The 20,924-nt window shown below is 48.8% G+C and carries 19 protein-coding genes, 2 tRNA genes and 2 pseudogenes; 16 read left to right on the plus strand and 7 right to left on the minus strand.

Translation table 11 applies throughout. The features are described 5' to 3' along the window. The first annotated feature begins 80 nt into the window (after nucleotides 1–80). From nuoN to ACFQNF_RS19260, 3 genes are all read left to right on the plus strand, one after another. Nucleotides 81–1,538, plus strand: a complete 1,458-nt coding sequence (gene nuoN, locus ACFQNF_RS19250; protein WP_380189735.1) for an NADH-quinone oxidoreductase subunit NuoN — start codon at nucleotides 81–83, stop codon at nucleotides 1,536–1,538. Beyond that, on the plus strand, nucleotides 1,538–1,834 hold the full coding sequence (locus tag ACFQNF_RS19255) for a DUF2818 family protein (RefSeq protein WP_046352274.1): 297 nt from the start codon (nucleotides 1,538–1,540) through the stop codon (nucleotides 1,832–1,834). The genes nuoN and ACFQNF_RS19255 overlap by 1 nt, the downstream gene beginning before the upstream one ends. A 90-nt stretch (nucleotides 1,835–1,924) precedes the next feature. Then, nucleotides 1,925–2,281, plus strand: coding sequence for a hypothetical protein (locus ACFQNF_RS19260; RefSeq protein ID WP_380189737.1), 357 nt, complete (start codon nucleotides 1,925–1,927; stop codon nucleotides 2,279–2,281). A 66-nt stretch (nucleotides 2,282–2,347) separates the two neighbouring features. Here the strand turns inward: ACFQNF_RS19260 and ACFQNF_RS19265 are convergent, their stop codons facing one another. Further along, nucleotides 2,348–5,485 (minus strand): S8 family peptidase, encoded by a 3,138-nt coding sequence (locus ACFQNF_RS19265; RefSeq protein ID WP_380189739.1) that lies wholly within the window; start codon nucleotides 5,483–5,485, stop codon nucleotides 2,348–2,350. Next, complete coding sequence (locus ACFQNF_RS19270; protein WP_380189741.1) at nucleotides 5,482–6,183, minus strand: NF038120 family PEP-CTERM protein; 702 nt, start codon at nucleotides 6,181–6,183, stop codon at nucleotides 5,482–5,484. The genes ACFQNF_RS19265 and ACFQNF_RS19270 overlap by 4 nt, the downstream gene beginning before the upstream one ends. A 500-nt stretch (nucleotides 6,184–6,683) precedes the next feature. Here ACFQNF_RS19270 and ACFQNF_RS19275 point away from each other — a divergent pair. From ACFQNF_RS19275 to ACFQNF_RS19325, 11 genes are all read left to right on the plus strand, one after another. Next, a tRNA-Val gene (locus ACFQNF_RS19275) sits at nucleotides 6,684–6,760 on the plus strand. A gap of 245 nt (nucleotides 6,761–7,005) precedes the next feature. Then, nucleotides 7,006–8,910 carry a threonine--tRNA ligase gene (thrS, locus tag ACFQNF_RS19280; RefSeq protein ID WP_380189743.1) on the plus strand — a complete coding sequence of 635 codons (1,905 nt, stop codon included), beginning with the start codon at nucleotides 7,006–7,008 and terminating at the stop codon, nucleotides 8,908–8,910. Nucleotides 8,911–8,940: 30 nt separating this feature from the next. Continuing rightward, nucleotides 8,941–9,486: a translation initiation factor IF-3 gene (gene infC, locus ACFQNF_RS19285; protein WP_380189745.1), complete on the plus strand. Its 546-nt coding sequence runs from the start codon at nucleotides 8,941–8,943 to the stop codon at nucleotides 9,484–9,486. A gap of 167 nt (nucleotides 9,487–9,653) precedes the next feature. Beyond that, nucleotides 9,654–9,851: a 50S ribosomal protein L35 gene (gene rpmI, locus ACFQNF_RS19290; RefSeq protein WP_046352269.1), complete on the plus strand. Its 198-nt coding sequence runs from the start codon at nucleotides 9,654–9,656 to the stop codon at nucleotides 9,849–9,851. A 16-nt stretch (nucleotides 9,852–9,867) separates the two neighbouring features. Then, nucleotides 9,868–10,227, plus strand: a complete 360-nt coding sequence (gene rplT / locus ACFQNF_RS19295; RefSeq protein WP_046352268.1) for a 50S ribosomal protein L20 — start codon at nucleotides 9,868–9,870, stop codon at nucleotides 10,225–10,227. 137 nt (nucleotides 10,228–10,364) lie between these two features. Further along, the gene (gene pheS / locus ACFQNF_RS19300; RefSeq protein ID WP_380189747.1) at nucleotides 10,365–11,351 is read left to right on the plus strand and encodes a phenylalanine--tRNA ligase subunit alpha; all 987 of its coding nucleotides are present in this window, start codon (nucleotides 10,365–10,367) and stop codon (nucleotides 11,349–11,351) included. Nucleotides 11,352–11,454: 103 nt separating this feature from the next. Then, nucleotides 11,455–13,809, plus strand: a complete 2,355-nt coding sequence (pheT, locus tag ACFQNF_RS19305) for a phenylalanine--tRNA ligase subunit beta (protein WP_380189749.1) — start codon at nucleotides 11,455–11,457, stop codon at nucleotides 13,807–13,809. Between the two features lie 29 nt (nucleotides 13,810–13,838). Beyond that, nucleotides 13,839–14,156: an integration host factor subunit alpha gene (locus ACFQNF_RS19310; RefSeq protein WP_046352592.1), complete on the plus strand. Its 318-nt coding sequence runs from the start codon at nucleotides 13,839–13,841 to the stop codon at nucleotides 14,154–14,156. Beyond that, complete coding sequence (locus ACFQNF_RS19315) at nucleotides 14,122–14,487, plus strand: MerR family transcriptional regulator (protein WP_046352265.1); 366 nt, start codon at nucleotides 14,122–14,124, stop codon at nucleotides 14,485–14,487. Before ACFQNF_RS19310 ends, ACFQNF_RS19315 begins: the two co-directional genes overlap by 35 nt. A gap of 39 nt (nucleotides 14,488–14,526) precedes the next feature. Then, nucleotides 14,527–14,603, plus strand: a tRNA-Pro gene (locus ACFQNF_RS19320). Nucleotides 14,604–14,716: 113 nt separating this feature from the next. Further along, entirely contained in the window at nucleotides 14,717–15,181 is a 465-nt protein-coding gene (locus tag ACFQNF_RS19325; RefSeq protein WP_380189752.1) for a hypothetical protein, read from the plus strand. 285 nt (nucleotides 15,182–15,466) lie between these two features. Here the strand turns inward: ACFQNF_RS19325 and ACFQNF_RS19330 are convergent, their stop codons facing one another. The 4 genes from ACFQNF_RS19330 to ACFQNF_RS19345 all read right to left on the minus strand — a co-directional run bounded on the left by ACFQNF_RS19330 (nucleotide 15,467) and on the right by ACFQNF_RS19345 (nucleotide 18,780). After that, nucleotides 15,467–16,633 (minus strand): winged helix-turn-helix domain-containing protein, encoded by a 1,167-nt coding sequence (locus ACFQNF_RS19330; RefSeq protein WP_380189754.1) that lies wholly within the window; start codon nucleotides 16,631–16,633, stop codon nucleotides 15,467–15,469. Between the two features lie 401 nt (nucleotides 16,634–17,034). After that, nucleotides 17,035–17,361: a low molecular weight protein tyrosine phosphatase family protein gene (locus ACFQNF_RS19335; protein ID WP_380189756.1), complete on the minus strand. Its 327-nt coding sequence runs from the start codon at nucleotides 17,359–17,361 to the stop codon at nucleotides 17,035–17,037. A 49-nt stretch (nucleotides 17,362–17,410) separates the two neighbouring features. Continuing rightward, a complete protein-coding gene (gene prfH, locus ACFQNF_RS19340; RefSeq protein ID WP_380189758.1) occupies nucleotides 17,411–18,031 on the minus strand; it encodes a peptide chain release factor H in 621 nt (206 codons plus the stop codon). Further along, nucleotides 18,028–18,780: an RNA ligase RtcB family protein gene (locus ACFQNF_RS19345; RefSeq protein ID WP_380190006.1), complete on the minus strand. Its 753-nt coding sequence runs from the start codon at nucleotides 18,778–18,780 to the stop codon at nucleotides 18,028–18,030. The genes prfH and ACFQNF_RS19345 overlap by 4 nt, the downstream gene beginning before the upstream one ends. A gap of 65 nt (nucleotides 18,781–18,845) precedes the next feature. Here ACFQNF_RS19345 and ACFQNF_RS19350 point away from each other — a divergent pair, with 65 nt between their 5' ends. Further along, the gene (locus ACFQNF_RS19350) at nucleotides 18,846–20,003 is read left to right on the plus strand and encodes a hypothetical protein (RefSeq protein WP_380189760.1); all 1,158 of its coding nucleotides are present in this window, start codon (nucleotides 18,846–18,848) and stop codon (nucleotides 20,001–20,003) included. 71 nt (nucleotides 20,004–20,074) lie between these two features. Here the strand turns inward: ACFQNF_RS19350 and ACFQNF_RS19355 are convergent. Further along, a pseudogene (locus tag ACFQNF_RS19355) lies at nucleotides 20,075–20,425 on the minus strand (ATP-binding protein); the annotation flags it as partial. A 99-nt stretch (nucleotides 20,426–20,524) separates the two neighbouring features. On the opposite strand from ACFQNF_RS19355, the pseudogene ACFQNF_RS19360 reads away from it, so the two are divergent. Beyond that, nucleotides 20,525–20,816, plus strand: a pseudogene (locus tag ACFQNF_RS19360) (transposase); the annotation flags it as partial. Nucleotides 20,817–20,924: the final 108 nt, after the last annotated feature.

Here is a 20,924-nt window from a genome sequence, read left to right on the forward strand (position 1 = left end):
TTTATCGATCAACCCCCGATTTTATCCAGAGGTAGAGCATACCTTCGGACCACCATACTATTATTTGATAGGGTTGAATAATGACCTGGACCAGCCTTAATGCTTGGGTGGCAATGCCGGAAATCTTCCTGCTATGTGCCAGCTGTGCGGTACTTCTGCTTGATTTGTTTGTGTCAGATGCCAAGCGCCATATTACTTATGTGCTCACACTGATTGTGTTGGGCATAACCGCCTTTCTTGTTGTAAATGGCTATGAGCCCTTCCCGCGTCTGGCATTTAATGGCCTGTTTATTAGTGATCCAATCGCTGATTTCGCCAAGATCGGCATGATCTTGGGCGTGGCCTTGGTGCTGATTTATGGCCGTGAATACAGCATGGTTCGCGGATTGTTCCGTGGCGAACTTTTTACTCTGACCTTATTTGCCTTGGCAGGCATGATGGTCATGGCCTCTAGTGTTAATTTCTTAACGCTTTATATGGGCCTTGAGCTGCTGTCCTTGTCCTTGTATGCCTTGGTGGCATTACAGCGCGATTCAGTGCAATCCACAGAAGCGGCGATGAAGTACTTTATTCTTGGGGCTTTAGCTTCAGGGATGCTGCTTTACGGTATGTCGATGATTTACGGCGCAACTGCTTCGCTGGATGTTTTTGTCATCGCACAAAAAATCGCCAGTGGTGAAGCAAACCGTATGTTGGCCGCTTTTGGTTTGGTGTTCCTGGTAACCGGTATTGGCTTTAAGTTAGGCGCTGTCCCGTTCCATATGTGGGTGCCCGATGTTTACGAAGGTGCGCCAACACCGGTTACTCAGTTGATTGGTTCTGCGCCTAAATTAGCGGCTTTTGTATTTGTAATCCGCTTGCTGGCGCAAGGCATGGAAGGCTACGCCTTTGATTGGCGCGGTATGTTGATCGTATTGTCGGTACTCTCTATGGGTATTGGTAATCTGACTGCGATTGCTCAAACTAGCATGAAACGCATGATGGCTTACTCCACCATCTCGCATATGGGCTTCTTGCTCTTAGGCATCTTGGTTGCTAGCCCGATTGGTTACGCCGCATCGTTCTTCTACGCTATGGTTTATGTACTGACTGCCGCAGCCGGTTTCGGTATGGTGATGTTGCTGTCCCGTGAAGGCTTTGAAGCCGATAAGATTGATGACTTCAAAGGCTTAGCAGCACGCAGCCCATGGTTTGCCTGCATGATGATGTTTGTGATGTTCTCTATGGCAGGTATTCCGGTCTTCGTTGGCTTCTTTGCCAAGTTATCGGTATTACAAGCCGTGGTGAATTTAGGCTATGTCTGGTTGGCGGTGGTTGCGGTGATGTTCTCGCTGATTGGTGCGTTCTATTACTTGCGTATCGTGAAGATGATGTACTTTGACGAAGCAACAGATACAGCGCCTATCGTGGCTGGTTTTGATACTAGACTAGTGCTGTCAGTGAACTGCATCTTGTTGCTGGTGATGGGCTTGATGCCTGATCGCCTGATGTCTGTGCTCTCGCAAGCCGTTAGTTCATCACTTACTGTGCCCATGTAATGAATAATGTGTACCTGCTTTGTGGATTGGCGCTGATTGCTGCCAATCTGCCTTTTTTCTTTGAACGCATTATTTTTTGCATTCCGGCAAAAAAGGTTAAGGGCTTTCATTGGCGCTTGCTAGAGCTGGTTCTGCTTTATGTGGCATTGGGTTTGCTGGCAAGGGTTCTGGAGGGGAGGCTTTCTCCGGTTCATGCGCAAAACTGGCCTTTCTTTGCCACGACTTTTGCGATGTTTATCGTATTTGCCTGGCCTGGATTTGTCTGGCGCTACTTCTGGCGTAAGCCCGGTATCTAAAGTTGAGAGAAAAAGCCCAACATTTGTTGGGCTTTTTTGTGTTTAATGTACTGCTGATCCGCAATTGGCGGCCCATAAAAAGGGGTAGGGATGATGAAGATACTTGCTGCAAGTTTGTTAATTCTGCTCAGCACTACAGCTTTGGCGGGGGATGTTTTGCTGAAGCTTAAGGCAGAAATCGGCACGGCTCAGTGTACTCAGGACACCCAGTGCCGCACGGTAGCGGTGGGTGCAAAATCGTGTGGTGGCCCGGAGTTTTACTTACCATGGTCTATTGCAGAAGGGCGTGCCGAAAAAATTGCTTTGCTTGCAAAAAAATATACAGATCAGCGACTACTTGAGATTAAACAGAGCGGGGAGTTGTCTACCTGCCAATTTGTTGCTGATCCGGGGGCAGTATGTAAGCAAAAGCAGTGTGTATTGCAGAGTAAAGAGGCGATCTATTAGTTGTAGGTGCTTATCGGCATAAAAAACGGCGAACCAAGGTTCGCCGTTTGCGTTAAAGCTTATTAGTTAAATACCCGCATTTTCCGCACGTGATACTGAAGGAGCAGTGGGTAGCGGATCATTGGTTTCAACCAGTATTGAGGTATTGGTTTGTGTTACACCATCAATCTGATAAGCAACATTGCCAAGATAGCGCTTGCCAGCTAGCAAGTCTTTCCAGCTAAAGCCTACGGAAGCGGTGCCACCTACGTAGATTTTGCCTGGGGCAAGGGCTTTAAATGAGCCGCCAACATCACCCGCATTAATGATCCAGCTCGATAAGGTGTAATTGGTATTACCCCCTTTAGTTGCATAGCCTACAACGCAAGCTTTGTAGTTGCCGGCAGGCAGATTAACCAGCTGCACTGTTTCGTTGGAGCCATCACTACCACTGCCACCTACTTTTACACCTGCTGAATTCATGACCAGCAAATCTAAGTCATCTGCAGCGCCATGCTCGGTGTCTGAATTGTAGAGAGCAAAGCGGGTTGCAAGATTATTAGCGGGTACGCTGAATTGATGCACTTTCACACCCGCCGTACTTGTTCCAGCTGTGCATTCACGTACACCATCTTTTGCACCTGTATCAGTGGCAATTGAAGCATTGGTGAGCGTTGCTTCTTTTAAACCCCCTTTCACTAAAGTCAATTTACCATCGCTGCCTGTTGCAATGGTCACAACTTTATTGCCGCTTATTTCTTCACTATTAAGCTGTGAAATAGCTGCAAGCAGGCTGGCTTTGGCAGTAATCGGGGAGCGAACGGTATGCGTGCCGTCTGACCAAACGAGTGAGCCATACTGGTACACATTTCTTGGTGCAGTGGTACGGCTTAATGTCACCGTAAACGATTTGCTTTCACCAGGGTTAAGACTGAGTGTTGCGGGTGAAACTGTTGCAGCAAAACCGTTGATCGATGCTTGTGCTGTGTAGATTGATGCGCGATCACTGACATTGGTCACGTTGCGGTTAAACGTAAATTTGCCGAGTACATTGGCGGTGGTAAGCGATGGCAGATTCAAGTTATAGGGTTGAATACTGCCAATTACACTGCACTTGGACGGGCTGAGTTGGTTTTGGCCGCACAGATAGCGGTCGTAATCCTGCGGTGTTATATCGTAAACCAAGCCTGGGTTTGCTGCGAGGTTGGGATTAACATGCCCTGCGCCTTGAGCCCAAGGAAGCAGGCCGTTTTGTAAGCCCGGCAGCCCATCATTTAGTGTAGAGAAAGCGCTGGTCATCAGGGCCGATTTAATGGCGGCAGGAGACCAAGTTGGGTGCAGCTGATGTAAGAGGGCACCAAGGCCCGCTATATGTGGACTAGACATCGATGTGCCTTGCATCGATTGCCATTCAGCAGGAGCAACGGCTCCGTTTGCAATCTGGTTGCGCTGCTCCAGGCTGAGTTGTGGGCGCGATGCGGCCAGAATATCTACACCAGGGGCGGTAAGGTCAGGCTTGAGTACATTTGCATCCGCACGATTCGGCCCGCGGGATGAAAAATCAGCCATCACAGGCGCATTGCCTGCGGAGCTGGTAATGGACGCCGCAAAGTGAGCCGATGCACCTATTGTTGCAGCATAGGCTTTTGCAATTGCACCATCGGCAGCACTGATATGCACGGTTGGAATGCTATGAGAAAACGCGGTAATGGTTGCAGATCCGCCAGCAACGTTGCTTAGCAACATGCCTGTACCACCGGCTTCTTTGACAGCAGCGCTTTTATTAACCAGTGCGCTTGAGCCACGATCGCAAAGCACGATCTTGCCTGCAACTTTAGCCGAATCCAGTTTTGCATCTGCCGGCACACTATCTGCCGTGCCATAGCAACGATCTAACGCTGTTTTGCTTGCCGCAGACAAATTAGCGTAGTCAGTAATCCCTGCATCTTTTGCCAGAATTAAAGGCGCGGTAAGAGGGGCTGGATTGGTGGAGCCGCCTTTTAATACTCTACTGCCTAAGGTGACTAAGCTTTCCTGAATACGATCATGGGTGGAAGCTGCAACGGTTGTGAGCCAAGGTGCAATGTGCGCAACCATATTGGCCGGGCCACTATTACCTGCAGAGGCGGCAACAAATACACCTGCGTTGCTCGCTGCTAAAAAGGCCAGATCGACAGGATCATTCAGTGTTTCGCCGCCGCTGATGGAGTAATTAAGAACATTCACCCCATCGCTAACCGCTGTTTCAATGGCTTTTAAGCTATCACCACCGTAACAATTATTCTTACCATCGGCGAGTATCGGGTCGTTCGATGTCCAGCACACTTTATATGTTGCAAGGCGTGCACGTGGTGCAATCCCTGAAATATAACCAATCGATGCGCCGCCAATGACACCGGCTACTTTGCTATTGCCGCCCGCTGTTGAGGCTGTATGTGAGCCGTGGCTATCGCTGTCGCGTGGAGAGTTATAGTCGCTCCAGTGCGGCACTTTTGCACCACTGGCCACCAAGGCCTCATATTGTGTTCTGAATTTTTTTGCACCAATTAGCTTGTTATTGCAATGGGCCGCTGAGAAGCCTTCTCCGTCACCGCAAGATCCTTTCCATGATGCAGGAGGTGCGCCATAGACTTGAGCGCCAGATAAATCATGGCTTGCTTCGCCTGTGGCATTCACCCGATCCGCAAAAGAAGGATCTTCTGGCCATACACCCGTATCAATTACACCGATAATGATGTTTTCACCGGCACTCGCTGCTCCATTTAGCTGTGACCAAAGGCCCACACCTGGCTTATCCAGCCCCAGAAACTTAGGGGTGTAATTGGTTTGCACTTGGCGCGGCTCGTCTAAGGTAATGGCGATGACGTCGGCACTGTTTTTAAGTTTTCTTACTTCTGCATCAGTCAGCATGGCTGAGAAGCCATTGAAAACGACGTTATAGTTATGCACGATCTGTGCATTGCCGATGCTGGCAATCACATTGTTTTGCTTGGTTTCGATGTAGCTGATGTAGGCTTGTACATCGTAGGCATTGACATCTAGTAGCTGGCCACTTGCCGGTTTGGTGGCTTTCAGGCCAGTAATGTCACCGGTATAAGAAGCCGCAGGCTTATCTGCAAGTTGAATAATATAAGGTAAGCGTGCTTCTTCAGCACTGGCAAAGCCTGCTGCACCTGCAGTGAGTAGGGCGGTAATGGCGAGGTTAATAATACTGCGCTTCATCATGATGCAATCCCTGCAGAGATAGTTTGAGCTTTATTCTTACGGCGCATCACCATGCTGATACCCGCCAGACCGAGCGCCATGAGCAACCATTCCGCAGGTTCAGGCACGGCGGCTACATTAATATTGTCGATCGCAAATTGAGCCTGATTATTGCTAAAGGGTACGCATTCACCGGTCACCGTTGTCAGGCATGCTGCAAAGCTGAGTGTTTTAAAAACACGGTTGCTCGCGGCGTATTGGAAATCGCTGAATGTCCACTTGCCATTTGCATTTTGACCAGAGAGCGTGAAGCGATCGCTGAACGTTTCCCCACGTAACCCTGTTCCGGAAACAATCAAATTTGCAACACTGAAAGGAATGTTTGCAGCTACGGGCGAGGCAAAGCTGCTAGAAAAGCTGCTGAGCTTAAAGCCAAGTTGATTAGAAATCTGCAAGCCACCATCATTTAAACCAAGATAGTAGGGCGTGTTATTGCCGCTTGGGCAATCAAGAATCGAGCAAGTACTGGCGGAAGCAATTGCCCCAGCCATGCCATCGCCAAGCACGGTTAAATTGAATAATGGGTCTGCTTTTACAATATCCCCACCTTCAAAAATATCGCCTTTTAATGAATCAAAGTTAATGATCGAAGCCTGTGCTGCAGGCACGGATAAGCCAATGGCTGTAACAAGCAGCGCCATCTTGAGTGATTGCTTCATATAACTCCCTGTGTGTCTTGGATTTGAATGAACAACGTGGTGTGCTCAAGGCTCAGACATAAAGCGTCATTACTAACAAAAACCCTGACTACTTTTGTCTGATTTTTTTTATGTATGCTATTTTTAGAAATGCAGTTTGCCTTTCATATTTATTAAGCAGGCTCGTGAATAATAACAAAATATGCCAAGTCGTCTATATTTCAGCGACATAAATCATTTATTTGTATCTGTTATGTAGCAGTATTGATATTTTTGGTTTTTTCTTTCAATTATTGAAAGTAAATTGATGCCGGCAGATACGTCTCATTACAGCTAGGGTAGAAATATATTGCTCATGCTTTCTAATAAACTTAATTAATTCAATGGCTTGTTTTGTAAAGCAATTGGAGTTTGCGGGCGTTATGCAAGTTTTTTTATTTTAGGCTTGTGCAGGTCGAGGATCTCATTTAGAATGCTGTCTCTCTGATCTTGCCGTTAAGTATCAAGTCAGAAAATACGCTAGGGTTGTAGCTCAGTTGGTTAGAGCGTTTGGTCGACATCCAAGAGGTCGTGAGTTCGAATCTCACCAACCCTACCAAAAAAATTTATAGGGTATGATTTGAAAAATAAAATCATATCTATATTTAACGGAGTTAAGTCCCATGAATCGAACTAGCACCACTGCGGAATAACTCTGGCGGCGTGTGCGTGGGGCTTGATTTATAAAAAGTGCGGCGTAAGCCGCACTTTTTTTTCGTTCATTTTTTACAGCATCTGTTACTGTTTGTTTTCTTTTGTGAAAGCCTTCTAACCTTATCTAAAACGCGCAGCACAGGATAAACCATGCCTATCGTGACCCTGCCAGACGACTCTGAACGACAATTCGACGCCCCGCTTACCGTGGGTGATGTAGCAGCCAGTATCGGTGCAGGCCTTGCTCGCGCCGCTTTGGCAGGTAAGGTTGATGGCAAGCTGGTGGATACCAGCTATTTGATCGATCATGATATTCAACTGGCGATTATTACGGATAAAGATGCGGATGGCTTAGAAATTATTCGCCATTCTGCCGCTCACTTACTGGCTTACGCGGTAAAACAGCTGTTTCCTGACGCACAAGCCACGATTGGCCCAGTGATCGAAAATGGCTTTTACTACGACTTTGCGTATAAGCGCCCATTTACGCCAGAAGACTTGGTTGCCATCGAAAAGAAAATGTTCGAGTTGGCAAAAAAAGATATTCCTGTCGAGCGTTATGAGCAGTCGCGAGATGAAGCTGTTGCCTACTTTAAATCGATCGGTGAAACCTATAAAGCCGAAATTATCGAATCTATTCCTGCCGACCAAGTTTTAAGCTTGTATCGTGAAGGTGAGTTTACTGACCTCTGTCGTGGCCCTCATGTGCCGTCTACCGGCAAATTAAAAGTATTTAAGTTGATGAAAGTTGCGGGCGCTTACTGGCGCGGTGACAGCAAGAATGAAATGCTGACTCGTATTTACGGCACAGCTTGGGCGAAGAAAGATGAGCTTGAGCAGTACTTGCACATGTTGGAAGAATCAGAAAAGCGCGATCACCGTAAAATTGGTAAGCAGCTCGATTTATTTCATATGCAAGAAGAGGCACCAGGCATGGTGTTCTGGCACCCTAAGGGCTGGGCGCTTTGGCAAACGATTGAACAATATATGCGTAAGAAGCTTGATCAGCATGGCTATCAAGAAATTCGCACACCGATGGTGATGGATCGTTCTTTGTGGGAGAAATCGGGTCACTGGGAAAACTACCACGACGCGATGTTTACAACAGAATCGGAAAAACGTGATTACGCCGTGAAGCCGATGAATTGTCCCGGGCACATTCAAGTCTTTAATCAAGGGCTGCGTTCCTATCGCGATTTGCCATTGCGTTTCTCAGAGTTTGGCTCTTGCCACCGCAATGAGCCTTCGGGGTCTTTGCATGGCATTATGCGGGTGCGTGGCTTTGTGCAGGATGATGCGCATATTTTCTGTACGGAAGAGCAAGTTCAATCTGAAGCCGCTTCATTTATCGATTTGCTGCAAGAAGTGTATGCAGACTTTGGTTTTAATGAAATTTTGGTTAAGCTTTCCACTCGTCCGGAAAAACGTGTTGGGACAGAAGAAAGCTGGGATCATGCCGAGGCTGCGTTGGCCGCTGCGCTGGATTCTAAGGGCTTGGCTTTTGAGTATCAGCCTGGTGAAGGCGCGTTTTATGGTCCAAAAATTGAGTTTTCTTTAAAAGATTGTCTGGGCCGAGTGTGGCAATGTGGTACTTTGCAGATCGACCCGAATTTGCCAGAGCGTTTAGGCGCTGAGTATGTCGGGATTGATAATGCAAAACATCGTCCTCTGATGCTGCACCGTGCGGTATTGGGTTCGATGGAACGTTTTATTGGTATTCTGATTGAAAATCATGCAGGTGCATTCCCTGTTTGGCTTGCGCCAACACAGCTTGTGGTTCTGAATATTTCAGATGCGCAGCGTGAATATGCCGTAGAAGTGTGCGAAAAACTCAAGTCATTGGGCTTTAGAGTTCAAGCGGACTTGAGAAATGAGAAGATTACCTATAAAATTCGCGAACATAGCCTGCAACGTCTTCCTTATCAGCTAATTGTTGGTGATAAGGAGAAAGAGGCAGGCCTAGTGGCCGTGCGGAGCCGTACTGGTGAAGACCTTGGTCAGCTGACGATTGAGGCGCTTGTTGAGCGTCTGAAATCAGAAATGCCAAAGGTTTAATCGTAGGCTGTAGCGCGGTTTTGATTTTGAATGACTTGGAGAATCACAATAGCTTCTCAGGATAAAGAACCACGGATTAACGGTGAAATCACCGCCCGTGAGTTACGTTTGCAGGGTGTGGATGGCGAGCAGCTTGGTATCGTCAGCCTTTCCGAGGCTTTGGCTCTGGCCGAAGAGGCCAATGTTGATCTGGTGGAAATCGCACCAACAGCACAGCCGCCTGTTTGCCGCATTATGGATTACGGCAAATTTAAGTATCAGGACTCGAAAAAGAAACACGCCGCCAAGCAGAACCAGAAGCAGGTCCAGGTCAAGGAAGTTAAATTCCGCCCGGGTACGGACGAGAACGATTACCAGATCAAACTGCGTAATCTGACCCGCTTCCTCGCCGATGGCGATAAGGCAAAGATTACTTTGCGCTTCCGTGGACGTGAAATGGCTCACCAAGAAATCGGTATGGCTCAGCTGAAACGTGTTGAAGCTGATCTAGGCGATTTGGTTGTGGTTGAGCAGTATCCGCGTCTGGAAGGGCGTCAAATGGTGATGATGCTGGCTCCTAAAAAGAAAGCCGTCTAATTCCCTTTTGTAAAACGACCGGGCTAGCGGCTGCGCCTGGTAAAGCTGATTGTTTATTTAAAATCAGCTAGCAGCCGTAATAAAAGCGTGGTGGCAGGTATTAAGTGCAGAGCGGGCAACCGCTATGGCGCCTGTCGCCCTATCTAACTCAGTAGTAGGAGTTCATCATGCCTAAGATGAAGACCAAGAGCGGCGCTAAAAAGCGCTTCAAGGTTCTCGGTGGTGGTGGCGTTAAGCGTAGTCACGCTTTCAAGCGTCACATCTTGACCAAGAAAACCACTAAGACTAAGCGCCAGCTGCGCGGTACAAGCATGGTCGATCCGTCGAACATGCCTTCTGTCCGTGCAATGTTGCCCTACGCATAACTAAAGGAAAAGACTCATGCCTCGCGTTAAACGTGGTGTTACAGCTCGTGCCCGTCATAAGAAAATCATCGCTCTGGCCAAAGGCTATCGTGGTCGTCGTAAAAATGTCTATCGTGTAGCCAAACAGGCTGTCATGAAGGCAGGTCAATACGCTTACCGTGACCGTCGTCAGAAGAAGCGTCAGTTCCGTCGCCTATGGATTGCGCGTATTAACGCCGCTTCCCGTGAGTGCGGTCTGGCCTACAGCCGTTTCATGAACGGTCTGAAGAAAGCTGGTATTGAAGTTGACCGTAAGGTTCTCGCTGATATGGCTATTTTTGACAAACCGGCTTTTGCCCAGTTTGTTGAAATCGCTAAGGCGAAACTAGCCGCCTAATCGGCTGGTCGACAAGAGGGGGAGGCTTCTGGCCTCCCTTTTTTATTCCTTTGGTTTATCCAAGGGACTGCTTTTTCTGACTTTCTTTATTGATGTCAGCCAAAGCAAAACAATTTGCCTGAGATTGCCGCAAGATCATGGTTGATAACGTACAAGCGATTCTGGAAAAAGGCCTGGCTGCATTAAATGCAACCAATGACCCGAACGAACTTGAAAATGCCAAGGCGCAATTTATTGGCAAACAGGGCGAGATTTCTGCGCTCTTAAAACAGTTAGCCACCTTGCCACCCGAAGAAAAAAAATCTTTTGGTGCAATTGTTAATCAGGCTAAGCAAGCTTTTGAAGCCTCGTTGAATGCGCGTCGTGAAGCGCTTGCCAATGAAAAGCTGGCAAAGCAGCTGGCCGCTGAAGCTCTGGATATCACCTTGCCGGGCCGTGGCCTTGCTGCGGGTGGTTTGCATCCGGTGACTAAGGTGCGTGAGCGCATCGAAGCATTGTTTCACTCCATGGGTTTCGCTGTGGCCGATGGCCCCGAAATCGAAACAGATTTTTATAATTTTGAAGCCTTGAATCTGCCGCCAGATCATCCTGCCCGCGGCATGCAAGACACCTTTTATGTAGAAGGTGGCGAAGTGTTGCGCACGCATACTTCACCGATTCAAGCGCGTTACATGGAAAGCCATGAGCCGCCGATTAAAATCATCGCGCCGGGCCGTGTTTACCGTGTTGATTCTGACGCCACACATTCGCCAATGTTCCATCAAATGGAAGGCCTGTGGGTTGATCAGGATGTCTCCTTTGCCGATCTAAAAAGCGTGATTGTTAGCTTTCTGCGTCAGTTCTTTGAGCGTGATGATCTGGAAGTACGCTTTCGCCCCTCTTTCTTTCCCTTTACTGAGCCTTCGGCTGAGATCGACGTAAAGTGGTCCAAGGGTTGGATGGAAGTAGGCGGTTGCGGCATGGTGCACCCCAATGTGCTGAATAATGTAGGCATCGATAGCGAAAAATTCACCGGCTTTGCCTTTGGCATTGGTCTGGATCGTTTCGCGATGCTTTACTACGGCGTAAATGATTTACGTCTCTTCTTCGAGAACGATATTTCCTTCCTCGAACAGTTCAAGTAATAAGTTGAAAAGTGGCGCAGCTAAAGCAGCTCTTGAAGAGATCTGTTTTGGCTGGCTTTCTACAGCGGATGTTGTACCGTCCGCGCATCTGTAGGTGCGAGTGATGAAATTTTCTGAACAATGGTTGCGTAGCTGGGTAAATCCAGCGCTAAATTCTGAACAGCTGGCTCATTTATTGACGATGGCCGGTTTAGAAGTAGAAGAAAATGACCCTGCTGCCCCTGAGTTTACTCAAGTGTTTGTGGCAGAGGTGTTGTCTGTTACTAAGCATGAAAACGCTGACAAACTGAATGTTTGTAGTGTGAATGTGGGCGAGGCTCAGCCACTGCAAATCGTGTGTGGCGCACCTAATGTAGCCCCCGGCATCAAAGTGCCTTGCGCCCGCGTCGGCGCAGCGTTGCCTGGCGATTTTAATATCAAAAAAGCCAAGGTTCGCGGCGTTGAATCCTTCGGGATGCTGTGCTCGGGTGACGAACTAGGTATGCCTAGCGATGTAGATGGCCTCATGATTTTGCCAAGGGACGCGCTTGTTGGCATGCCAATTCGCGAATACTTGCAACTTGATGATCGCTTACTGACTTTAAAGCTCACACCGAACCGCACGGATTGTTTGTCCATTAAAGGGATTGCGCGCGAAGTGGCTGCTTTAACGGATGCCGTGCTTCATCCGGTTGAAATTAAAGCCGTAGTGCCAGCGTGTGACGATGTGATTGCAGTATCGCTGAATGCGGGCGCTGCATGCCCACGTTACGCTGGCCGTGTGATCAAAAATGTAAATCAAGCAGCTGTGACTCCAGATTGGATGAAGCAACGCTTAGAGCGCTCAGGCTTACGCTCTATCTCGGCGATTGTTGACGTAACCAACTATGTCTTGTTGGAACTTGGTCAACCTATGCACGCCTTTGATGCAGATAAGCTGGAAGGTGGCATTCAGGCTCGTTTTGCTCAGCAGGGCGAAAAGATTACGCTGCTGAATGAAAAAGAGCTGACGCTTGATGCCGATATGCTGGTGATTGCGGATGTGGCACAGCCCTTAGCGCTGGCAGGCATTATGGGCGGCTTGGCATCGTCTGTAGTGGCTGGCACACGCAATATCTTTTTAGAATCCGCTTTTTTTGCGCCGAGTACTATCGCAGGACGCTCACGCCGTGTTGGTTTTAGCTCCGATAGCTCGCATCGCTTTGAGCGCGGTATCGATTTTGCCAATGTGGTGAATGCGCTTGAGCGTGCCACACAGCTGATTCTGGATATCTGCGGCGGTGAAGCTGGCCCAGTTACCGAAGCGCAAGCTGAGTTGCCTGTTCGCCCAGCCGTGGCGCTGCGTGTGTCGCGTGTGGCTAAAGTCTTAGGTATTCAGCTATCCGCAGATGAAATTCTTGCTTTGCTGGCGCGTTTGGCGCTGCCAACATCGCTGGCTGGTGATGTGATTACCGTAACGCCGCCATCATTTCGCTTTGATATCGAAATCGAAGAAGATCTGATCGAAGAAATTGCCCGCCTGTTTGGCTACGACAATATTCCTGTTGCACCGTCTGCAGCACGCCAAGTGATGCTGCCGCAGCAGGGTGATCGCCGTGAAAAGGCTGCGCTGAAATCAATTATGGTGGCTCGCGATTATTTCGAAGCCATCAGCTACGCCTTTGTTGAAGAAAAATGGGAAGCTGATTTTGCGGGCAATACCAGCCCGGTTAAATTGCTTAACCCTATTGCCAGCCAGATGAGCGTCATGCGCTCCAGTCTGTTTGGTGGCCTGATCTCGGCCCTGCAAGGCAATCAAAAGCGTAAGCAAGAGCGTGTGCGCTTATTTGAGCTAGCCCGCGTATTTAATGGCACTGCAGCAGATGCTCAGCCAGAGAAAATCGCAGGCCTCGCTTGGGGCCACCGCAGCGCCGAGCAATGGGGTGTCGCCAAGCAACATGTTGATTTTTATGATGTAAAAGCCGATGTAGAAGCATTGCTTGCTCCACGCAAAGCAGATTTTCGTCGTGTAGATCATCCAGCCCTACATCCTGGCCGCGCTGCCGAAGTTTTACTGAACGGCATCGTGGTTGGAGTGATTGGCGAGCTGCATCCTAAATGGGTGCAATCGTACGATTTAGGCACAGCGCCCGTCTTGTTTGAATTGGATGTGGAAGCGCTTGTAAGTGTTGCAACGCTTACAGCTAAGCCAGTATCCAAGCTACAAGTTGTTCGCCGTGACCTTGCCTTACTGGCAGATGAAAGCTTGTCTGTGGCAACACTACAAGCTGCATTCGCCAATCTGAAAAACCCGCTCCTAATAGCATCAGAAGTGTTCGATGTCTACCGTGGAAAAGGTGTTTCAGAAGGTAAAAAAAGCCTTGCTTTCAAGATGTTAATGCAAGATACTCACAAAACTCTTACTGATGAGGAAGTCGACGCCGTTGTCGCGGATGTAATCCGTGCTGCTGAAGCAAACGGTGTGACGCTGAGAGTCTAATGCTAATGCAGTACACCCCCACTACAATGATGACGCTTACTAAAGCTGACTTGGCCGACATGCTATTCGACAAGGTTGGCTTAAATAAGCGTGAAGCAAAAGACATGGTCGAAGCCTTCTTTGAGGAAATCCGCACGTCCCTTTCTGAGGGCGATTCGGTAAAACTCTCCGGCTTTGGCAATTTTCAGCTCAGAGACAAGCCACAACGTCCTGGGCGCAATCCTAAAACAGGCGAAGAAATCCCAATCTCCGCACGGCGTGTGGTTACTTTTCACGCCAGTCAAAAGCTGAAGGGAATGGTCGAAAGTCACTATGCAAAGCACCAGCCTCGTCATACCGACCAGTGATCTACCCTCTATCCCAGCAAAACGCTACTTCACCATTGGTGAGGTTAGCGAGCTTTGCGGTGTAAAACCGCATGTGCTGCGTTACTGGGAGCAGGAATTCACGCAATTAAAGCCTGTAAAACGGCGGGGCAACCGTCGCTACTATCAGCACCATGAAGTGCTGCTAGTGCGTAGGATCCGCTCCCTACTTTACGAACAAGGCTTTACCATCAGCGGTGCCCGCAACCAACTATCAGCGCTTCGAGGAGATGCTGATGGTGCGGAAGAGGGCACTACAGTGACAGAATTGCGTCATGAATTAGAAGCATTACTTGCTTGGCTGGATGACTAGCCAAGCAAGGGGCCGTAAGATATAATGCGGCCCTGAGTTCGGAATGTGGCGCAGCCCGGTAGCGCACTTGCATGGGGTGCAAGGGGTCGGAGGTTCGAATCCTCTCATTCCGACCAATAGAATCAAAGACTTAGCCCTGTTCCAGCAGGGCTTTTTCTTTTATCTGTGTCTGGATCTGTGCACCACTACTGATCTTGTTTGCATATGTAAGCAAGTGCTCGCTTCCAAAATGAGCATACTTTCTGACCATGTCCACGTCCGACCATTCCTTAATGCCTGCTCGCTGAGAGGCAAAGATGAAACAGCGCTCTACAGATACACAAAAAAGGCAAATTGGCACAGAGATTGCGGGCTTGAGTGTTTCGATGCAGCTCGTCTGAAATTGCCTGAAACGAATTATAGAAGTGAACATAGGTACGGATTTATTGACGGAGATCGGTCGATTCTTACTTATGGTTACGGCGTAGTTGAGAGCAACGTGTTACGTGATGAGGATAAACTTGATTTTACTGACCGGCTCTTTGTGGAAGACGGAGTGATGGCATTTGGTCGAGATTACATATTTTGGCCTTATGGTAATGGGTGGGCCAAGATCCTTGGCATGGCAAGTGGAGATGCTCCCTCTCAAAAGTGTAAGCAACAAGTTGTGCTGATGGATTTAAGGGATGTGTACCCACCTCTTTCTAAGAATTAAACAGGCAATTAAGGGCAAGTTCTGTGTTTTATTTTACCTGATTATGTCTCTTGCTCCGGAACCCTTAATTTAGCAGCTTGTATGGCATTGCTACTTCGGGTGATTTAATTGGTTTTGACGTGGTGCGCCCTTATCCTACATATACCTTACTCAAGCCGGACTATGCCCATGTGGGAGCTTGACTGAGCAAGAGACATAATCAGGTTATTTTATGTAAAACTGAATATCTGCCCCTGTTTTCATCTAACTCCTCCTCAAGCTTTGCGCTAGCGCCATGCAATCAGCTCATATACCTAAAACACCTTCAATATTCTGAATATCAAGGTGTTCGCAGCCATTAAAAATTGCAAACTGCTTTAGCTTTTGCATCAATGTTTCTGCAAAGAGGGCGGGATGATTGATGGGGGATTCCAAGTGCATGCTGATGACTTGCAGCCTTTGCTCCTGCCGATGTGCTTTACAGTCGATGCGGCCCACAAAGCGATCACCAAAGAGGATGGGCAGGCAGAAGTAGCCAAATTTGCGTTTGGCAGCGGGCACATAGCATTCAAGCTTATAGTCGTAACCAAATAGCTGATTCAGGCGTTTGCGATGGATGATTGCGTTATCAAATGGCGATAGCAGGTGCACGCAGGGGGTAGCTGACAAAGCTTGCGTTAGTACACTCGTTTCGGCGTAAGCTTTTGGCAGGACAGCGCTGCTGATTTCCTTGATTTGATGGCTGGCGATTTGGGTCTCCAGCAGCTCTCGCATTGTTTTTTTTAGGGCTGGGTTGGTGTGCAGATGGGTGAGTTGCTCGAATGTCACCACGCTATGCGCGCGTAAATAGCTTTGCAGCAGGTAGCCCGCATAATCGGCAAGATCAGGCTGGCGCATATCCAGATTGGCAGGCAGCATGCGTTCGCGCAGCTCGTAGACTTTTTCCATGCCGATGCGCTGGCAGATCATCAGATCTCCCTGCAGGAATAGCTTTTCTATCGCCCGTTTACCCGGCCCCCAGTCCCACCAGCTGCCGCTTTTTCCTTTGTTGTTTTCCAGATTTCGTACCCGCAGTGGCCCTTCATCCCGCACCCTTAGCAAGATTTCATTCATCAGGCTGGCGGGGATATCGTGGTAATTGGCCCATGTGCGGTCTCTAACTGCGGCCATGCGATGCTGCGCAAAACGATAATCGCGCATGGGTAAGTAGGATGCGGCATGAAACCAGTATTCAAAAATCTGGCGATTTTCGAGCAGCTGATTCAAAAAACCGGGTTGATAATCGGGTACGCGCGACCAAAGAATATGGTGATGGGCACGTTCAATCATTGAAATGGTGTCTATTTGCACGTAGCCAAGATGTTCAATTGCAGCAAGCGTCGCAGCGAGGCCACTGCCGAAAATGGCTTCGGATTGTAAGCCTTGCCGTGTTAATGCATGCCGCCGTAATTGAATAACAAGGGATGAATCCATAGCCTCTCAATATGATTAGAACGAACGTTCTGTTTATCATACTGTGAATCAAAGATCAGGCAAAGCATTCGCTTATTTGCATAAGAAATATCTGCGACAAAGGAAGGCTATCTGTTTGATATGAAATATACGGTTGGCATCACTTTTTAGTTGTGGGGCGGGACAATGCCAAGCGTAATACAGCTATGTGCGTCAAGTTAAGCCGTCCTTATAAAGCGAGTCGGTATTTTATAGGACATACAACGACGAAGTCGGAGCGTAGAAAAAAGGTGCGTAAGAAAAAAGACTTGCACACCCTATGCAAAACCAAGCTTTGTTTTGATCTTAAGTTGATCGGATTGTGTTTCACCCTCTCTGCATGCCCATCTGCACGCTGTCATTCAAAACTTGGCGAGCCATGATCAGCCCCCTAAATGCCCGGCTGCTTTTTTCTCTAATAAGTTTATTAATTCTGTCTGCATATATTGGTAATCGTCTGGGATATTCAGGCAGATGATTTTTTTGTTTTTGATCGCGGCGGCGAAGCGCTGATTTAGGCGCCGCTGGTGGATTTTTTCCATTACAAAAATATGTGTGGCCCAGTCGATTTGCTCTGATGAAAGCGGCATATCGGCATCTGACGCAAGGCCTGCAGAATCTGTTTCAACCCCTTGCCATATGGAAAATACTTGCTCGGCGGTGGGGCTGCGCAGGCGGTTTCGGCTGCAAATAAACAGTGCGCGAATCATGATTTTCTCTGCTGATTAATTGTGGCCCTCCGCAGTGGAGGGCCATTTATTAAGCGATTACTGGCTCAAATTGCTCGTCTTTAAAAACGCGTTTGGGTCTGCCGCGCTCAATTTGGTAATGCATTAAACGCCGCTCGCTGCGCTGGGTGGCGCTGGCTTCTTCGGCAAGGCAGGCTAGCCTGTGGGCGATCAGCATTTCTGCTAGGCGCTTATTGGCGTGCTGGCTGCGCTCGGTTTGCACCTTTACGCTGATGCCTGTTGCCAGATGAGTTGCCCGCACCGCGGATTCGGTTTTGTTTACATGCTGGCCGCCGGGGCCGGATGAGCGCATAGTTTCAAAACGAATCTCCCCTGATAAATCGCGCTGGGTTTCTGTACAGCGCAATACGCCTATAAACCAGTTTTTGCGTAATTGGCGCGGGCGGTAGGGGCTGGGGCAGATCCATTGCACTGTGCCTTCCCATTGGCGGGCAAGTTCTTCAGCGCCTGCTCCATCCAGACTGAATAAAACAGAGCGATAGACCCCGGTTTTATCGCCTGCTTCCTGCTCTAAAATATCCAGCTTGAGTTGCTGTTGTCTGGCTTCAAAGATCAGGCGGTGTAAGGCTTTGCTAACGGCCAGCTGGCATTCCAGCGGGCCTTGGGCGGCGGAGAGTTGTAATAAAATCATTCGCAGCACTCCCCACGGGTTTTGTAGGTGAGCACTGGCCTCAGCCTTGCAATCACCTTAATCAGCCCTGCGCCTTCCAGAGTAGAAATAATGTTTTCGGCGGGTTTATAAGCTTCGGGGGCTTCTTCATAAATCAGTTGCCGGTCGGCACAAATCACATGGCTGCCTAGCTTAGTGCGGCTAAGTTGGGCCACGGTATAGCGCGGGCTTAATCGGCCTTTGCATTCGCTGCGTATCCATTTACGGCCCGCACCATGCGCAAGGGAGTTCAAGCTCAGATCGCTGGCCAGCGGTAAAACCAGATAGCTGAAATCGCCGCGTGAGCCTGGAATCACGACCGGGCCAACATCGGCTGGCGTTGCACCCTTGCGGTGTACCCAGCCTTGCAGGCCGTGCATTTGTGCGGGCAGGACCAGATTATGGTTGATATCTAGCAGTGCCTGGCCGTTTGCGCTTAGCCGCAACAATATCCGCTGTGCAATCAGCCTACGGTTTAGTGTGGCAAATTGCACGGCTTGCTGATGCGCTAGCAGATAAGCCGCGCAATCTGCCGTATCGACAGCTAATCCACGGTGGCCATGCTGCTCGATATGCTGGCGCAATATAAACTGCCCCAGGCCGCGCGAGCCGCTATGCACCAGAAGCTGCAGCTGCTGCTTATTGATTGCCAGTGCATCCAGGACGGCGGCGTCGTAGACCTCATCAATTGATTGCAACTCTGCAAAATGATTGCCACCGCTTTCCCTGATTGATAAAGGTTGTCAAATTATGACCATGTTGGGTATAACACAATAATATATAAGGATAATTTAATGTGAAGATCCCTAGCGATGAAGCAAATAAAAAACTGACAATTGTCAGTCGCGGTCTCCTTCGTGTTACCAATAAGGAATGGGAATCCCCAAAGGACCATTTTGAGCGCCTTGGGGGCCACGCGTTAGACCTGCTAATGATAGCCGCATCGCCTGGGTCGGCAACACATTGGGCAAATAGAAGAGCGCTCCTTCTGTTCGACTGCTTCTTGCGGGTCATTGACGAATCCCCAATATCATCCGCCATTGTTTTTGCTACAACACGCTTTCAGACACTGCAAATGCTGTTCTACGGAGCCCTTGGCTCTGAAAGTTTTATCGACACAGCGGAAACTAGCCGAGCCAACTTGGCATATCACTTCTACACGGTTCTTAACCGTCTTGCTGAGGCAACCACCATTCGACTAGCCGACTACCATCAGAAGGTGGCGGGATGTATTCCGGAAGGGTTTGTGCAGGAATTCGAGAAAGTTGAACTCAATGATGTTCAGGTCCGGAAGCTACGTCCGTATCTACTGATAGCCAAGGCAGGTACTGAATATAACGTTCTTCTCAACGATATGGTTCCACTGCTGGGCGAGAAATTTACAGACGCATTTCACGATGGACTGAGAACAATCGCTAGACCCAAGGTGAAGGACACCGCACTCCGGGATTTTGGTACAACGTTCACCCAGTTTGCTTGTCATCGAGCCACCAACCATCAGCCCATCTCACCGAAGCTCCTGATGGACCCAGCATTTGTTCAGATATTGCTGGTAGATTTCATGGAGTTTCACTTTATGAAAATGACGCGTCGCAAGACTGCCGTCCAAGAAGGTACTCTAGGCTCCCTTCAGAAGCTGTGGTCCCGCTATGGAGGCTATTGGGCTTCTCTCGCAGGCCAAAAGATTGTTGCAGCCCCCTCAAGCGCCTTCCCCTCCGGCAATCCGAAGCTACTGTCAAATGACTCGGTCGGACATCGAAAAACCAAGACAGATACGGCTGGCAACACAACGGTCATTACCCAAAAGCTCCTCACCGCGGTCCCGCTCCACATCACCGACGAAGAGGCCACAAGGCTAGTCTTCGAGCAATTGAGGGCTGATTGTTCACGCCGATTGAAATTTGACCCACCCTGCCGATCGAATTTTGACCCAGGGCTGGGCGTTGCTTTTTGATTGAGCAACGGTGGATAAGTCTAGCAAAGAGCGGACAGCTCGCCCGCTATTTTTACGCCTTCAGGTTCGGCTTAAAAACGCTCAGCCTCAATACTCGCTTCGTCCTTTCTGCTTTGCTCCCTTTGTTTGATCTTCGTTTTTGCTGCCAGGCTACTGTGCTGGAAACGGTAGGAGTCATTCCCCGTTTCTACAATGTGGCAATGATGGGTCCGCCGATCCAACAACGCCGTGGTCATCTTGGCATCGCCAAATACACTCGACCATTCCGAGAAGTTCAGATTCGTGGTGATGATGACGCTGGTGTGCTCATAGAGCTTCGACAACAAATGAAACAGCAATGCGCCTCCTGCCTGACTAAAGGGTAAGTAGCCCAGTTCATCCAAAATCACCACATCCACTCGCATGAGCGCGAGTGCTATACGGTAATCCCCCCACAAAACCAGCCCATTGTTAAGTAGAATTTTCTCGCAGTCTTTGAGGAGCTCTACATGAAAGCCGTGGGTAATTGATAATGCCAGATTATGGCGATTTTAAAGCAAGCCGAAGCCGGCTCGACCGTCCCCGATCTGTGCCGCGAGCACGGTATGAGCTCTGCCTCTTTCTACAAATGGCGCGCTAAGTTTGGCGGCATGGACGTCTCGATGATGACGCGGATGAAAGAGCTCGAAGATGAAAACCGGCGCCTCAAAAAAATGTACATCGAGGCACAGATGCAAGCTGACGTCATCAAGGAAGCCATGTCAGAAATCCTCTGAAACATCTCAGCGTCGCGAGTTGGCTCGCTGGGCCGTTGAAACCAAGGGATTATCTATTTTGAAGTAATGGGGTCAGGTCTTACATTTTACAAAAGATAAAATTTGCAGTGATTTGCAAGGCTAATTAAATTGATTGCTTAATGTCAAATATAAGACCTGACTCCAT

Source organism: Iodobacter arcticus (assembly GCF_042664895.1).
Lineage (GTDB): Bacteria > Pseudomonadota > Gammaproteobacteria > Burkholderiales > Chitinibacteraceae > Iodobacter > Iodobacter arcticus.

Excerpts from the sequence above, each read along its gene's own strand:
- nuoN (WP_380189735.1), top strand. The coding sequence starts at position 81 with ATGACCTGGACCAGCCTTAATGCTTGGGTGGCAATGCCGGAAATCTTC.
- ACFQNF_RS19255 (WP_046352274.1), top strand. The coding sequence starts at position 1,538 with ATGAATAATGTGTACCTGCTTTGTGGATTGGCGCTGATTGCTGCCAAT.
- ACFQNF_RS19260 (WP_380189737.1), top strand. The coding sequence starts at position 1,925 with ATGATGAAGATACTTGCTGCAAGTTTGTTAATTCTGCTCAGCACTACA.
- ACFQNF_RS19265 (WP_380189739.1), bottom strand. The coding sequence starts at position 5,485 with ATGATGAAGCGCAGTATTATTAACCTCGCCATTACCGCCCTACTCACT.
- ACFQNF_RS19270 (WP_380189741.1), bottom strand. The coding sequence starts at position 6,183 with ATGAAGCAATCACTCAAGATGGCGCTGCTTGTTACAGCCATTGGCTTA.
- thrS (WP_380189743.1), top strand. The coding sequence starts at position 7,006 with ATGCCTATCGTGACCCTGCCAGACGACTCTGAACGACAATTCGACGCC.
- infC (WP_380189745.1), top strand. The coding sequence starts at position 8,941 with ATGACTTGGAGAATCACAATAGCTTCTCAGGATAAAGAACCACGGATT.
- rpmI (WP_046352269.1), top strand. The coding sequence starts at position 9,654 with ATGCCTAAGATGAAGACCAAGAGCGGCGCTAAAAAGCGCTTCAAGGTT.
- rplT (WP_046352268.1), top strand. The coding sequence starts at position 9,868 with ATGCCTCGCGTTAAACGTGGTGTTACAGCTCGTGCCCGTCATAAGAAA.
- pheS (WP_380189747.1), top strand. The coding sequence starts at position 10,365 with ATGGTTGATAACGTACAAGCGATTCTGGAAAAAGGCCTGGCTGCATTA.
- pheT (WP_380189749.1), top strand. The coding sequence starts at position 11,455 with ATGAAATTTTCTGAACAATGGTTGCGTAGCTGGGTAAATCCAGCGCTA.
- ACFQNF_RS19310 (WP_046352592.1), top strand. The coding sequence starts at position 13,839 with ATGACGCTTACTAAAGCTGACTTGGCCGACATGCTATTCGACAAGGTT.
- ACFQNF_RS19315 (WP_046352265.1), top strand. The coding sequence starts at position 14,122 with ATGCAAAGCACCAGCCTCGTCATACCGACCAGTGATCTACCCTCTATC.
- ACFQNF_RS19325 (WP_380189752.1), top strand. The coding sequence starts at position 14,717 with ATGAGCATACTTTCTGACCATGTCCACGTCCGACCATTCCTTAATGCC.
- ACFQNF_RS19330 (WP_380189754.1), bottom strand. The coding sequence starts at position 16,633 with ATGGATTCATCCCTTGTTATTCAATTACGGCGGCATGCATTAACACGG.
- ACFQNF_RS19335 (WP_380189756.1), bottom strand. The coding sequence starts at position 17,361 with ATGATTCGCGCACTGTTTATTTGCAGCCGAAACCGCCTGCGCAGCCCC.
- prfH (WP_380189758.1), bottom strand. The coding sequence starts at position 18,031 with ATGATTTTATTACAACTCTCCGCCGCCCAAGGCCCGCTGGAATGCCAG.